Source organism: Mesorhizobium sp. C089B (assembly GCF_030323125.1).
Lineage (GTDB): Bacteria > Pseudomonadota > Alphaproteobacteria > Rhizobiales > Rhizobiaceae > Mesorhizobium.
In genome coordinates, this window is sequence record NZ_CP100469.1 from 6,705,048 (window position 1) to 6,718,908 (window position 13,861).

Consider the following 13,861-nt stretch of genomic DNA (forward strand, 5'->3'; position numbering starts at 1 on the left):
CTTAACCGCGCGGCGGCCAGCGTTGATTGCTCACCCTTGACCGTCAAGAAGGGCTCGCAATTCATCGAGTTTGGTGTTTACGAACCAGCCGTAGTAATTCTCCACCGGCAGCTTTCGTCCGGATCCCTTTGCCGCAGCTTCGCGAAGTTCGGCTGCGCGACGTTGCGGCTGGCCGACATTGTAGAGCGTTGCTGTAATGCCCGGATTCCCGGAAATATCGAACCCCTCCTCGGCATACGCGTCGATCGCCTCCCGCAGGATGGCGGTCGTGTAGATCACGCTGCGCTTCGGATCCATGATGTCGCGGTAGATTGCCTGCGGCCGATCGGGTGAGAGCTTTTCAAAGCCGCTCACCCGATTGACCAGGTCGGTCACTTCCAGCGCCGCCAGAGGGCTGATCTGGCCAAGCCCGAACGTCTGGCCGGCGAAGAACGGTTGAAAGAACGCCCTTTGAAAGGTCACGTTCTCATAGGCGACATTGCCGACAGTTTTTCCGAGGAACTGTGTGTTCCAGACGTCGGTTCGGCAGCTCCACAGTGCCGAACTCCCTTTGGCAGGGGTGCAGCCGGAAAATTCCGGGCGATTGACAAACGACTGCAGCGAAATGCCTTTGTAGCGGAATTCGAAATCCGCGTTGGCGTATGCCAGGGCCTTGACGTAGTAGGTTTGCGCCGCATCAACGCTGCTGACGTTGTAGGTATGTTCGCCGACAAGCGCGCCGACAACGTGGATCGGATCGATACCATAGGCAGCGGCCGTATCCTTGATCTGTTGCACGAGCTTTTTATCGTTACTCAGCAACGCCAGAATCTTGTGGTACTTGGCGTCGTAAGTTGTCTTGAAGGCGCGCGTCCTATTCGCTGACGCTGCGGGAATCGGCGGCTGCTGCTCGAACCGGTTTCCGGGAGGAACGACGGTGAGGCCCTTCGCGAGGGCTTCGAGGCCCAATCCGTTGGCAAACACCAGGACAAGGGCGGTCAGCGCCATGAGCGCGTGCCTAGTATTTTCATGTGTCGCCCCCCGATGAGCAGGGGATACACCCACGCTCGCCGCCCGTTCCCGTATGAACCAATCAAGCTCGATCAGCGTGGCACGCCGGTTGTCAACGCATGACCGCGATCGCCGGGCATGATCGCGCCCTGGGTGTGACGTATCGGTCACTATGCTGGTGCTGACGCCAGCAAATCGTTCGCGGGACCGGCATCTCGGCCAACCTGTTGCCTTGCGAATCTTCGAACACGAGTCTCGCGTTGATCGAGCGTACCGCCCTTGGAAGGTTGCTTTTCACCCTAAACGTTATGATCGGTCCCGTCCGTCCAGGCTTAGCGCACCAAGTTCAGTAGTACGAGCTTGTCCGACCTTCCGCTCAAGCAGTCGCATTGGTGTATCTGCCGTCGGTCCTTGCTACGGATCGCTGCAACATAGTGGTCGAATGCACCTTTTCGTTCCCGCTTCCCAGATGCTAAACGTTCGCTATGCTTTACATTGAACTCGCGACCGTCGTCGTCCTGATCTGCATCAACGGCCTGCTTGCAATGTCGGAACTAGCCGTTGTCTCGGCGCGACCGGCTAGGCTCAAAGGTATGGCCGAACGAGGCCTGAAGGGTGCCAATCGTGCGCTGGCGCTTGGTGCCGATCCCGGAAAATTCCTATCGTCTGTCCAAATAGGGATTACATTGGTGGGCGTGCTTTCCGGGGCCTTCTCAGGCGCTACGCTGGGCGAGCGCCTGTCATTTGTCTTGGCCGCTAGCGGCGTGCCCGGCAACATTGCAGACGCCTTGGGTGTCGGTATCGTAGTGGCAGTCATCACCTATGCCTCTCTGATCGTGGGAGAACTTGTTCCCAAGCAGATTGCACTTCGCAATCCGGAGGGCATAGCAATGCGTGTAGCTCCGGCGATGACCATCGTTGCGAAAATTGGCGCACCGCTGGTGTTCTTACTGGATTTCTCCGGTCGTGGTTTGCTGTGGCTCTTAGGTCAGAAAGGCGAGTCCCAGGAAAAAGTCACCGATGAGGAGATCAAAATGTTGGTTGCCGAAGCCGAGCATCACGGGACCATCGAGGCAGACGAACGCCGGATGATCGCGGGCGTCATGCGTCTGGGAGACCGGGCGGTGCGCGCCGTTATGACACCACGCACCGATGTGGACTGGATCGACATTACCTGGGAAGAAACGAGAGTGCGCAAGGCGATCATCGAGACGGAGCATTCTCTGCTGCCGATTGCCGAAGGTACGGTCGATGCAATGATCGGCGTCGTGCAGATCCGCAAGGTACTGGCGGGCATGCTCAATGGGCAGAAGGTCGATCTCAGGCGTCACCTGCAGAATGCGCCGATCGTGCACGACCAGGCGGACGCGCTTGATGTGCTGACAACACTGAAAGGAGCACAGGTGCCTGTGGCCCTGGTCCACGACGAGTACGGTCATTTCGAGGGCATTGTGACGCCGGCCGACATCCTTGAGGCGATCACAGGCGTGTTCCGTGCCGATCTGGAAGCCGAGGAAGAAACGGCCGCCGTGCAGCGCGAGGATGGGTCATGGCTGCTTGCCGGGTATATGCCCGTTGACGAGATGTGTGATCACCTTGCCATCGAGCTCCCAGAAAATCGCGATTATGAAACAGTTGCCGGTTTCATCCTGTCGCACATGCACCATTTGCCGGCGACAGGCGAAACGGTCGAAGCGGACGGCTGGCGGTTTGAAGTCGTCGATCTTGACGGCAGACGCATCGACAAGGTCATGGCCAGCAAATTACCCAGCGGACGCCGGCTCGCTCGGCATTAAATCAATGATCGCGCAGGATGGCCGCATGTCTCTTGCTGCCGTTCGCGACGATTGATTCACGCCTTGTCGGCAGAAGACGAGCGGTTCGAAGGCGCACATGCCAATTCGACCATGGACCGTGCCGCACGGATCAAAATATGAACGACAACCATCTAGCTGCAAACCGGCAAGAAATGTAGGCGGCTAGCCTCACACACGTATTGGGTGCGTGTTCGCTTGCGCATCACCGGGTATCAAAGCTAATGGAAACCCGGAGAGGACTTGGCTGCTTCAGCAGGTGAAAAGTGCTGCCTTTCTCACGGTTCTATGTCGCGTCGTGCCTGCTCGCAATTATAGCGCTGGTCGCCGTTCTCGAGCTCGGCCTACTTCCGGCACTGCTTTCGGGCCTTCTCGTGTTCAACCTCGTTCATTTCGCCGCACCGATGCTCCATCGAATCGGCGTCTCCAACAGCCTGACGAAAGCCTTGCGTTGACCTTGGTGGCATTGATTTTCACGCTCCTGATAGCCGCCGCTATCTTTAGCGGCGTGTCGCAATTGACTGGCGGTTCGGAGAACGTCGTGACGCTCCTCAAGAAGATGGCCGAGATCATCGATACCGCGCGTGTCCATCTCCCGACCTGGGCGATGGCCTATTTTCCGTCGAATATCGAGGAACTGGAAGTCTTCGCGGCCCGGTGGCTCCGCGAACATGCCGGCCAGCTTCAACTCGTCGGGCGAGATGTCGGCGTCCTGGTGGTCCACATTATCGTCGGCATGGTGATCGGCGGCTTGATCGCGGTGAACTCGGCGGCGCCATCGGGCGAGCCCGGCCCACTGGCGATCGCGCTGGCGGATCGTGTCAAAATTCTGAGCAAGGCTTTTCGCAACATCGTGTTCTCGCAAATTCGGATTTCGGCGTTGAATACATTTCTAACGGCGATCTATCTCGTCGCTGTTTTGCCGTCCTTCGGAATCGATCTGCCATTCATCAGGACGATGATAGCGCTGACTTTCGTCGCCGGCCTTCTGCCGGTCATCGGCAATCTGATCTCCAACACCGTGATCGTCGTTGTCAGCCTCAGCATCTCCTTCCTTGCAGCGCTCGGCTCGCTTACCTTTCTCATCGTCATTCACAAGCTCGAATACTTCGTGAACGCCAAGATTATTGGAACGCGGATCAACGCGCGTGCCTGGGAGCTTCTTCTGGCGATGGTTTTCATGGAGGCCTGGTTCGGTATGCCGGGTCTTGTCGCCGCGCCGATCTATTATGCCTATTTGAAGGCTGAACTCACGATGCGCGGGCTAATCTAGGATTGGAGCAATGCCCGATCGAACGAAATCGGGTCACGTCGATGGTTAACAGGCCAGCTAGCATCAGGCTCATTGATTAAGACGGAAGGCGACGGCGGCTGCGATGCAGATTGCCGAGAAGACGGTGTGTGCGTAGCGGTCAAATTGGGCGCGATGCGCCGCTAGTCCTTCAGCTTGGCGAACATGTTCTCGATGTTGTGACGTTGGCGGCATAGGGTGTTGTCGTCGTCGATCGGCTTGTTTCCGCTTTTGACCGGTGGGGTGCATTTTGAGTATCCATCCGGCGTGTCGCGCCTTGTTCGGGTGATGAACGAGTGGTCTTAAGCGTGCTCTTATGAGCGCACTTAGGAGCAGTTGATGGGTCAGATCACGTTGCTCACAGGCCCCGAACGTCGGCGGCGGTGGAACGAGGCGGAACGGCGCCAGATTTTGGAGGAGGCGTTTTCGCCGAGACCTGTGTGACGCAGGTGGCGCAGCGGCATGACGTTTCGACGCCGCTGATCTACACGTGGCGCGCAAGCTGTGCGAGCACGTCCCGGACCCGTGCCTTACAGAGGCGGTGGTTGTCGATGACGACGTCGGCCATCCACTGGAGCACCGGCCGGCTATTGTCGTGGAGGTGGTAAAGGGCGGCCGGGTGAGCATCTTCGCGGGAGCGACGCCCACGCTGGTTACGGCAGTGGTAAAGGCACTGCGGTGATCCCGCCGGGCGCGCGGGTGTGGCTGTCGATGGGTCACACCGATATGAGGAAGGGCATGCAGGGCCTGGCTTTGCTGGTGCAGCAGCACCTGAAGCGCGATCCCCACGGTGGTGATCTCTACGTTTTCCGCGGACGCGCCGGATCGCTGGTAAAGACATCTGGCATGACGGGATCGGTATGTCGCTTTATGCCAAGCGGCTCGAGAAGGGCCGCTTCATTTGGCCCCAGGTGAAAGACGGTGCAGTGTCGCTGACGAGCGCTCAGCTGGCGTGTTTGCTCGACGGGATTGACTGGCGCAACCCGCAGTACAGCTGGCGTCCGGTGAGCGCGGGATAGGACACGGATTTCCTCAGCCAAAGCGGCATTTTTCGGTTGCACCGAGAGACAGTGTGCTGATTCATTTCGGTCATGGAAGCCGCCATTTAGCCCCTGCCGGACGATGTCGAAGCGCTTAAGGCCCTGGTTGTTTCGATGGGCGCCGAACTTGCCGCCGCGAGGGCTAAGGCGTCGGCCAGGGAAGCTCTGATCGGGCACCTCAAGCTGCAGATCGCCAAGCTCAGGCGCGAGCAGTATGGCCCCAGCGCCGAGCGCAGCCGCCGGCTCCTGGACCAACTTGAATTGCAACTCGAGGAACTCGAGGCCACAGCCAGCGAAGTTGACCTTGCCGCCGAAGCGGCGGCGACCAGGACGACCAGTGTCACCGCCTTCGAGCTTCGAGCGCAAACGGCCAGTGAAGAAGCCGTTTCCCGAGCATCTGACACGTGAGCGCATCGTCATCCCCCGCGCCATGTTCGTGTCCGACTTGCGGCGGGACGCGGCTTTCGAAGCTCGGCGAGGACGTGACCGAGACACTGGAGGTGATCCCGCGTCAGTGGAAGGTCATCCAGACGGTGCGCGAGAAGTTCTCGTGCCGGAACTGTGACGATCACCCAGCCGCGTGCGCCGTTCCATGTCGTGCCGCGTGGCTGGGCAGGTCCTGGCTTGCTCGCCATGCTGCTGTTCGACAAGTACGGCCAGCATCAACGCTTAACCCGCCAGGCTGAACGTTTCGCTCGCGAGGGCGTGCCACTGAGCCTGTCGACGCTCGCCGACCAAGTTGGCGCGGCCACTTTCGCGCTCATGCCCCTCTATCGCCGGATCGAGGCTCATGTTCTCGCCGCCGACCGATTGCACGGCGACGACACAACGTGCCGGTCCTCGCCAAGGGCAAGACCGATATCGGCAGGCTGTGAGTCTATGTCCGCGACGACCGGCCCTTCGGCGGCGCCGATACGCCCGCCGCGCTGTTCCACTATTCGCGCGACCGCCGTGGCGAACATCTTGCGCTGTTCGCGTTCGCATGGTTTCGGAGCGACCCCAAGAAAGCTTAAAGCGCCAGATAGAGCAAGGCTGCGGCTCCAGCGCCGATGCAATAGTACGCGAATGGCTTGAGCGTGTCCGTTTCAAAGTATTTGAGCAGAAAGCGAATTGAAAGAAATGCGGTTCCGCCAGCACACCAGGCGCCAACAACCGCCTGACCCAATCCTGCGCCGCCATTTGTGAAAAGATCGGGGACCTTGAGCACGGCAGCCGCCAGGATGATTGGGGTGGCCAGCAGGAATGAATAGCGGACGGCGTTCTCGTGAGAAAGCCCACAGGCGAGCCCACCGCTCATGGTCAGTCCGGTGCGAGAAAATCCCGGTATCAATGCGAAACATTGCGTGATGCCGATGATGACGGCTTGGATCCATGAAAGGGCAGCAAGCTTCCCGTCATCGTGGGCACCTTCAGTCGCGCCGCGCGAACGCAACACTTCGACGACATAGAGCATTGCGCCATTCAGTACGAGCACAGCCGCGACGAGTGTCGCGGCTGCAAAGAGCTGCTTCAGTCGCTCTTCGAACAGAAGCCCAAGGAGTCCGGCCGGAATGGTGCTGACGATGAGAAGCCATCCCAGCTTGGCATAGGTGTCATCGGCGCGGATCTCGTGTTGTTTGAGGGAGCGGAGAACACCACCGATGATGCCTAGCCAATCGCGCCAGAAAAAGCCCAGCAACACGAGAGCCGTCGCCAGGTGCGTCAGCACCAAAAAGGCGACAAATGCATCGCTCGATCGGTCGACGGGCCAGCCAAGCAGGGCAGGGATCAGAACGGTGTGTCCCAAGCTCGAAATCGGAAAGAGTTCGGCGAAACCCTGCAAAAGCCCCAAAACGATCGCCTGGAAATAAGTGATCATAGGTCCGTAATCCCGGAATCTTGGTTCCCCAAAATAACGTCGATACCAGCTTTCAAGGGGTGACGGTATCAGGTGCGGCCATTGGCCTCTCCAAATACCTCGTGGCGCTCATCGCGAAGTGCAGTCGTGATCTAAAAGGCGCTCGGCGGCGGAGTGCTCCCAGTTGGCCAGAATGTAAAACCCTGGCCTGGCATGGGCCAGTTCGGCCCCAACAACGACGATATTTACCCGATGCATGGCGCGCCGAGCCTGCGGCAACCCGGCAGCAACAATGCCGGCCACGTTGGTGGCTGCCAAATCCGGCCGATCGACCGCCTTGATCCAGTAGCGTTTTCCCATCAGCGCCAGGGGGAACAGCTGCCATGGGCCTTCGGTCTTCGGCCCGGCAGTTTAGCCGGACCTCACGACCGCCTCCTGTTCCGCAAAGGCAAGGTCGATCCGTGTAGCGATGGTGCGGACTTGGTCAGGCCTGCGAGCACAACCAGTTTCCCGGATGAAGGCCATTACTCGTCAAGACACCCACCCAGGAGGCGTGCTGAAAATTCGGTTCTGGGCGAATTTCACCGTTCACAAAACTGGGTCGGTGGCAGCGAGTTACTGCGCAATAACGTTGCTAATCTCGATCATGTTTGAGCGCACGCGCAACATGTAGAAGCCAATTGTCGTTAGGTGATTCGGCAGCAGCCAGCCGTCCTCGCGGCCGTTGGCGATGATTAAGGGCCGGATGCGCAGCGCCGAGACGAACTGCGCATCCATGGTGTCCCACAGGTTCTGCAGGTGCTTTTCCTTGATCACGTCCTCGAAATCGGCCTGGGCGCCCTTCATCAGCCCGTAATAGGCATAGAGCTGACCATAGGAGAACCAGAAGCGGTCATCGGCGCGGAAGTCGAACCAGCCATTGTTGTGGTTCTCGGCGCGTTCCTTGAGGATCGCCGAGGTTGAGCCGATGTCGGAGGAGATGCGGTCGATATACTGTTTCAGATTGTCGGCGCGGGCATCGAATGTCGCCTGGCAGGTGGCCAGCCGAGCATTGAAGGAGCGCAATTTGCGAACCGCGCCGCGATAATAGCTCGGCGTCGGCGTCTTGGGTCCGAACGGGTTGAGGCCGAAATACCAGGTTTCCTCATCGAACTGCAGATTGCCGCGCGCATCCTGTAGGTCGGTGTCGATCTGCGATGTGGTGCGCACGCGGCCGAGATTGTCGGCAAGCTCGGTGGAGGTGCGCCGCACCGCCTGGTTGATGCCCCGCTGGAACGAGGCCTTGTTGTCCATGAACGGCGTGTGGTCCCAGTCGATGCCGAACAGGCCGAGTTTGTAGAGGATCATCGACGAGATCCAGGCATTCTGGTTGACGTTGAAATCGGTGAGGTCGGCCGCGACCTGGGCGATACCTGAATTGCCGCAGGTCTTGGCGGTTTCGGTGCCAGCGCCGGCCGCGACCTGTTCGCCGGCGGAAATGTTGCGGTTCTCGAAGGTGTATTTGTCGACGTAGTTGGGATCGAATTTGTTCCACCACTGGGTGGCGTAGAAGAAATTGGCGTAGAGGCCGATCAGAACCAGAAGCGCGAGGCCGACCACAGCCTTCAGGATCCAGCCGCGCTGTGTGTACCAGCGCCCGGCCCACAGGAACGGCCAAAGGATCACGCCGATGGCGAGGCCGATGCCGCGGCCGATCCACTGGAAGATGCGGGTGAAGAAATTCACGATCGGATCAAGCATGGCTCTCGTTCACCCCTTCAGCATGATGCCAAAAAGTTGCAGACTTTTTGGATAACATCATGCGCCAAACAATAGGTTAGAACGAAATGACGGCTCATTTCGTTCTAGTCAGTCAAGCCGTAAAGGCGCGTGCGAAACGCCACCTTGTCCTTCAAATATGTGGTTTGCAGAACGACGCGCTGCATAGACCATCCGTCCCGGTTTTCAAACCGCATGGTTATCGGCACACACCATACCTCGCCTAGCCATTCGCACACGACAGGCAATTTCGGCGCTTTTTATGAGCGCGCCTTCGTGCCAGTTTACTTCGTTCTGATATCGATAGACGTTCGCCAAATGCAAGCAGTGTGCCTCTGCGAGATGCCCGTCTTGACGTTTGAGACTGCCAATATCATCTAGTGTTCGCTCAGCCCCAGACTTCTGGCTCTGTGCGAGTTCGGCCTCAAGTGGTTGCAGGCGCGGACGTGATGGGCACCAAAGGCGGACCGTCATTGTCGGCCTCTGGCAGGGGCAGGAATCAATCGTAGGTGCCGCGAACGGCTATGCTCCCGGTTCAGGTCGAGTTCGATATCGAAGGCAAAACAATCGGCAACTCACGAGCAATCCGGCAGTTTCGTCTTGGGCTAGTTTAGAACCTGATACAGTGCGCCGCTGGCACAATCGTAGTAGCCAACCCGCCGCCGACAACTCTCGGGCAGATTTCTAGTGCGACAAAAGGACAGGCAGGCGCAGATCGCCAAGAACGCTTTTGGTTGCTCCACCCACGACAAAATCTCTCATCCGGGAATGGCCGTATGCACCCATAACAAGCAGATCGGCGCCCATGCTGACAGCGCGCGCCTGAAGCGTAACGCCAATGGGGCGATCTTCGAGGTCGATTGAGATCCCCTCAGCGGGAAAGCCACGCTTTCTCAGGCTCAGGGCGAGGCGTTCGCCAATATCGCGCAGCGACTTTTCGTCTGTCACTGTCAGTACCGTTATCTTTGAGGCACATTGCAGAAACGCGTGCGCATCGGCAACGGCCCGGGCCGCAACGCGGCTACCATCCCAAGCGATGATGACATGATCGATCGCACCAACGTTTGCGTCTTCCGGCAGAATTATGGTTGGGCGACCCGAACCAAACAGGACCGCATTAACGGTCATGCGCGCAGTCTGGTTATTTGGCTCCAACCCAATCAAAGCAAAATCGAAATAGCGTGACTGAGTTGCCGCAACATCGCCGATAGATGCTGGCTGAACAGCAATCTCCTCGGTTGTGAGGAGCGATCCGACGCGTGCCGCTTCAGCTTTCAATGCCTCCAGCAAATCGAGCCCATGCTTGCGGCTGGTCGCTTCTGTCTCCCGGATCATTTCGGGAAGATCGATCAAGTATCGCGAAACCGGATTGGAAATACCCGGAATATCGACATTGATCGTCAATGCATGAAGTGCGGCACCAACGTGCTTGACCACCGCGATTGCGTTTGATGCGATTTTGGTGGAATTCGCTTCCGGATACGTCGCCAGAGGAAGTAAGGCAATTTTGCTCATCAGACCTCACCCCGTTATTTCGACCGCCGCCGACCATTGGCCCAATGCGTGTCACACTCAAGCCAGCCATTTCAGCCTACAAAACTCAGACGACCGAGGGTTGTTACTGCCTATCCAAGGCGATCTTGCGCCGCGCCGATTCCGTCCTGAACGACTGTGGCTATAATGGCAGGCATCCAGGAACAGAGATGGCAAATGACGATTGGCCTGCTTGTTGCCATGAGCGCAGTGCCGCTCGCAAGCATTGTTTGAACAGTAGCGGTAGCCGATGATGTGGCCGCAACCCAGCGGTTCACGATCCGCGCCGGGGAAACAACGTTCCGCGACCATCCTGCTAAATCAGGATACCGGCCAACTTGGATGCTGGGAGGCTGCGACACAACTTGGAGCACCCGACGCGCCAGTATTGTGTCCCCCACATCATGTCCGACAGGACGCGACATTTAAAGATGCAGTAGGTCCTCTTTTTCCACGATCGTGTAGGATTTTCAGTTACCGACAGGATAATATGCTGAATGATGAAATGGCACTTTGCTTTTCGCGAGCGAGGTACTCCAAAGCTGAGCACGTGGGGACGTGATCAGGACCCGACATTCGCAACTGAGCTTTGGCGTTCAAAGGAACCAAACGCGTGAACCATCAGGCGGTGGAGCAAGCTGACACAAGAGCGGGAGGGTTGAAGCTGTCGATCGCGCGCTTTCGATCCTCGGGTGCTTCACAGAGCATGACGAGGGTTTAAGCCTGGCTGAGATATCTTCTAGAACGGGCCTATACAAAAGCACGATCCTTCGGTTAACGGAATCCCTTGTCCGCAGTGGCTACATTGTTCGCATGGCGGACAAGCGCTTTGCTGTCGGCCCTACGCCGATGATATTGGCCTCATTCTACCGTCGTCGTTTTAAGATAGAGGCATTCGTTCGGCCTCTCCTTTTGAGCCTTGTCGAACAGGCGGGTGAAAGCGCATCGTTTTTTCGAAAGGAGGGAAATGACGGAATTTGCCTATTTCGCGCAGACTGTCGTCATTTGATCCGTGATCAAATCCGAGAGGGTGATGTGCTTTCGCTTGACGGTCACGCAGCTGGCCAAGTGCTTGCACGATTCAGTACCGCTAAGCCTAGGACGCGAACAGCTCTTATGGCGAAGATTCCGTTTATATCGCTCGGGAAGGGAGATTCCGAAACAGCTGCGATGGCCGTACCGGTTTTTTCAGGCAGCGAGGGCTTGATCGGAGCGCTGGCTGTTTCTGGGCCGCTGACCAGATTTACGCCGGAAAAGTTGGTCAGCATCAGACCGCTTTTGCTGGGTTTTGGCGAACGTCTATCGATATCCCTTGCGAGCAAACAATATGCACAAGCGCGCTCATAGAATGGTCGTGACCAGCACGTGTCTGCTTAAGGGAAGGGAGTAGCAGTTGGGGCGGATTGGTGGCAAGCGAGGCTCCAAGTCGGTTACTCTCTGCTCTGTGGCAAGTGGTCCCGCCAAACATGACTGGAATCGACATCGGCCCCTTGCGGACATGACTGCCAGTGAGCGTCCAAGCATAATGCGCACCAATCAAAACGATAGTGACGATCTGATCCGCCGCGCTTTGGCCGCGTTCAATTCCGGCAATCATCGCCAAGCGATCGATGTGTGCGAATTGGGCCTGAAGCAGCACCCAGGCGACCCGGCGCTTTGCCATCTTCTGGCGGCTGTATTGTTCGCCAAGGCAGATCTGCCGGAGGCTCGTGCGCACATCGAAGCAAGCCTTGCCACTCGACCCGACAATGCGCCCGCCTTGATACTGGCATGCCGGATTGCCCGGGCCGAAGGCAGGTTTGAAGCGGCGTTTCAGTTCCTGGACCGCGCGGCAAGACTGTCATCTCAGGCGGAAATGCTCGTCGAACGGGCACGCACCTTCGATCAAGCAGGCGATGCCCCTGCGGCGAGCGCGTCCTGGACACTTGTCTTGCAACGGGATCCGAAATCCGGGGAGGCAGCGGCGCGCCTCGGGCGCCTTGCATGGCAGCGCCGAGCGGCTGTCGAGGCGGAAGGTCTGCTCGAACGCGCAGTCGCTGGCGGCGGGCATCCGTCGGCCTGGTTCGACCTCGGGCTGGTACGTCAGGACATGCGCAAGTTCGGCAGCGCTGCACAGGCCTATCGACGCGTGCTTGAGATGAGCCCGGCGCCCCGGAAGCGGCTGTCAATCTGGGTGTCGTCCTGCAGGAAACCGGCGACCTCGACGAGGCCATGGTAGCGTATTCATTAGCCTATGGTCTCAGCTCATCCACCTTCAGCGTCATCGCCATGGCGCTGACGTCGGCGCCAAGGGGCCGGCTGTGGCTTGATGAGAAAGCGCTGCGTCGCTCACTCGCTGGCGGAGCGTCCCCGCCTGGCGCGAAACCGCTTGCGGTAGACGCCGGGCGTTGACAGGACATCGGCGACCGTCTGCGCATAGGATGCCTGTCGCTTTTCGTCGAACACTTCGTATTCGAGCTGCGGCGCGGCCCGCGGAACCGCAAAGCACTGCGCGACTGGAGTTCCTTTCCTGAGCACGCCAGAGAATCCGGGCTCCGTCCAGATCGCCGGGAAATTGATGCCCCCATCGCTGAACCGGTCGGAATCCACCAGGCCAGTCACCAGCCTGAAGGGAAGATCCTCGCGATTGACCGGATGCCTCGCGAAGAGCGACCAGCCGTCTCGATCTGTATGGTCCAGAAGCTGTTGAATTTGATAGCGGCTTGACCGGGAGTGGCAAACGGGCTGCCGGCGAGCTGCCCCGGCGTGTGGAAGCTCAAAGGCGCTCGGGGGTGGTTCTCAGTGACCGGGTCTGGAATCTGCCAGTCCCAGGAAAAGGTCCCTTTGTCGACGACGACGTCGCACGGCAGGAGGATCATGAAGCCATAGGTCATCGCATCGATAACGGGCGGGCACTGCTTGAGCGTGCGAATGTCGCGGCCGTGGATCGCCGAATAGGCAGTGGCGGGCATTGCGCGCAGCCAATCCGGTAGAGCACCGCGCGCGAGGATCGGGCGTGGCAAATGCTCGATCAACATCGGATCACATCGGAAAATGACACGCATCGTCGCCTCCCGGCGTTGCGGTACCACGATTGCCGATCACACTCCAAGCGGCGATAAGGTAAGGCAATGCTGCACTAACACCTTGGACAAATTGGCGAGTTTTTCTTCAATTCAGGCGAGACCCAGCCATTTGCTAGGCCAAGCTGTTCCAAAGGCTATCCGGAAGGGCGCAACGCAGTCAACAAACCGCCGCGTCACACATGACCAACGGCACAATCGCCACCAAGACTGCCGCGTTTGCGAGGATAAACGGAGGGCGCTGCCAAGCAACCAGGCAAAAGATGAAAATGACGACGCCAACGACAACAAGATGCAGGCGAAAAGTTCACCGTGTCTTTGCGAGAACGACAGTCGACATCGTAGCTTGCATTTTGTCGTCACGACAATCCGGGCATCCTGTCTCGCCTGATGCGCCCTCGTCGGCCGACAGTGTATGCGCAGATCAAAATGAAGGCAGACGGCATGGCGCAGCCAGTCGTTCGGATGATTGGAAGCTGAACAGCTGATATCCGCAGGTGCTGTCGAGCGCGACGCTTGATAGGCTACTGCTTCCG

The 13,861-nt window shown here is 58.5% G+C and carries 10 protein-coding genes and 4 pseudogenes; 7 read left to right on the forward strand and 7 right to left on the reverse strand.

Annotation, left to right across the window (positions count from 1 at the left end; all coding sequences use genetic code 11):
- Positions 1-30: 30 nt before the first annotated feature.
- On the reverse strand, positions 31-987 hold the full coding sequence (locus tag NLY44_RS32695; RefSeq protein WP_023672572.1) for a DUF1402 family protein: 957 nt from the start codon (positions 985-987) through the stop codon (positions 31-33).
- Between the two features lie 488 nt (positions 988-1,475).
- Here NLY44_RS32695 and NLY44_RS32700 point away from each other — a divergent pair, with 488 nt between their 5' ends.
- The 4 genes and pseudogenes from NLY44_RS32700 to tnpC all read left to right on the forward strand — a co-directional run.
- Positions 1,476-2,786, forward strand: a complete 1,311-nt coding sequence (locus NLY44_RS32700; RefSeq protein WP_023807118.1) for a hemolysin family protein — start codon at positions 1,476-1,478, stop codon at positions 2,784-2,786.
- Between the two features lie 277 nt (positions 2,787-3,063).
- Positions 3,064-4,077, forward strand: a complete 1,014-nt coding sequence (locus tag NLY44_RS32705; RefSeq protein ID WP_286456350.1) for an AI-2E family transporter — start codon at positions 3,064-3,066, stop codon at positions 4,075-4,077.
- A gap of 717 nt (positions 4,078-4,794) precedes the next feature.
- Positions 4,795-5,114, forward strand: a pseudogene (gene tnpB, locus NLY44_RS32710) (IS66 family insertion sequence element accessory protein TnpB).
- Between the two features lie 135 nt (positions 5,115-5,249).
- Positions 5,250-6,121 (forward strand): annotated as a pseudogene (tnpC, locus tag NLY44_RS32715) (IS66 family transposase); the annotation flags it as partial.
- Between the two features lie 23 nt (positions 6,122-6,144).
- Here tnpC and NLY44_RS32720 read toward each other — a convergent pair.
- From NLY44_RS32720 to NLY44_RS32735, 4 genes and pseudogenes are all read right to left on the reverse strand, one after another.
- A complete protein-coding gene (locus tag NLY44_RS32720; protein WP_023706691.1) occupies positions 6,145-6,993 on the reverse strand; it encodes an undecaprenyl-diphosphate phosphatase in 849 nt (282 codons plus the stop codon).
- Positions 6,994-7,101: 108 nt separating this feature from the next.
- A pseudogene (locus tag NLY44_RS32725) lies at positions 7,102-7,359 on the reverse strand (CDP-diacylglycerol diphosphatase); the annotation flags it as partial.
- A gap of 228 nt (positions 7,360-7,587) precedes the next feature.
- Positions 7,588-8,712 (reverse strand): DUF2333 family protein, encoded by a 1,125-nt coding sequence (locus NLY44_RS32730; protein WP_023807925.1) that lies wholly within the window; start codon positions 8,710-8,712, stop codon positions 7,588-7,590.
- Positions 8,713-9,414: 702 nt separating this feature from the next.
- Positions 9,415-10,245, reverse strand: a complete 831-nt coding sequence (locus tag NLY44_RS32735) for a universal stress protein (protein WP_023682867.1) — start codon at positions 10,243-10,245, stop codon at positions 9,415-9,417.
- A gap of 693 nt (positions 10,246-10,938) precedes the next feature.
- On the opposite strand from NLY44_RS32735, the pseudogene NLY44_RS33150 reads away from it, so the two are divergent.
- From NLY44_RS33150 to NLY44_RS32745, 3 genes and pseudogenes are all read left to right on the forward strand, one after another.
- Positions 10,939-11,064 (forward strand): annotated as a pseudogene (locus NLY44_RS33150) (helix-turn-helix domain-containing protein); the annotation flags it as partial.
- Between the two features lie 12 nt (positions 11,065-11,076).
- Positions 11,077-11,610, forward strand: a complete 534-nt coding sequence (locus tag NLY44_RS32740) for an IclR family transcriptional regulator (RefSeq protein ID WP_286456356.1) — start codon at positions 11,077-11,079, stop codon at positions 11,608-11,610.
- Positions 11,611-11,656: 46 nt separating this feature from the next.
- The gene (locus NLY44_RS32745) at positions 11,657-12,481 is read left to right on the forward strand and encodes a tetratricopeptide repeat protein (RefSeq protein WP_245263834.1); all 825 of its coding nucleotides are present in this window, start codon (positions 11,657-11,659) and stop codon (positions 12,479-12,481) included.
- Between the two features lie 110 nt (positions 12,482-12,591).
- On the opposite strand, the gene NLY44_RS32750 is transcribed toward NLY44_RS32745, so the two are convergent.
- A complete protein-coding gene (locus NLY44_RS32750; RefSeq protein WP_023672590.1) occupies positions 12,592-12,864 on the reverse strand; it encodes a hypothetical protein in 273 nt (90 codons plus the stop codon).
- On the reverse strand, positions 12,861-13,307 hold the full coding sequence (locus tag NLY44_RS32755; RefSeq protein ID WP_245263833.1) for a hypothetical protein: 447 nt from the start codon (positions 13,305-13,307) through the stop codon (positions 12,861-12,863). The genes NLY44_RS32750 and NLY44_RS32755 overlap by 4 nt, the downstream gene beginning before the upstream one ends.
- Positions 13,308-13,861 lie beyond the last annotated feature (554 nt).

Coding starts and splice junctions, on each gene's coding strand:
- NLY44_RS32755 (WP_245263833.1), bottom strand. CDS start 13,307: ATGCGTGTCATTTTCCGATGTGATCCGATGTTGATCGAGCATTTGCCA.
- NLY44_RS32730 (WP_023807925.1), bottom strand. CDS start 8,712: ATGCTTGATCCGATCGTGAATTTCTTCACCCGCATCTTCCAGTGGATC.
- NLY44_RS32720 (WP_023706691.1), bottom strand. CDS start 6,993: ATGATCACTTATTTCCAGGCGATCGTTTTGGGGCTTTTGCAGGGTTTC.
- NLY44_RS32740 (WP_286456356.1), top strand. CDS start 11,077: ATGGCGGACAAGCGCTTTGCTGTCGGCCCTACGCCGATGATATTGGCC.
- NLY44_RS32735 (WP_023682867.1), bottom strand. CDS start 10,245: ATGAGCAAAATTGCCTTACTTCCTCTGGCGACGTATCCGGAAGCGAAT.
- NLY44_RS32700 (WP_023807118.1), top strand. CDS start 1,476: ATGCTTTACATTGAACTCGCGACCGTCGTCGTCCTGATCTGCATCAAC.
- NLY44_RS32695 (WP_023672572.1), bottom strand. CDS start 987: ATGGCGCTGACCGCCCTTGTCCTGGTGTTTGCCAACGGATTGGGCCTC.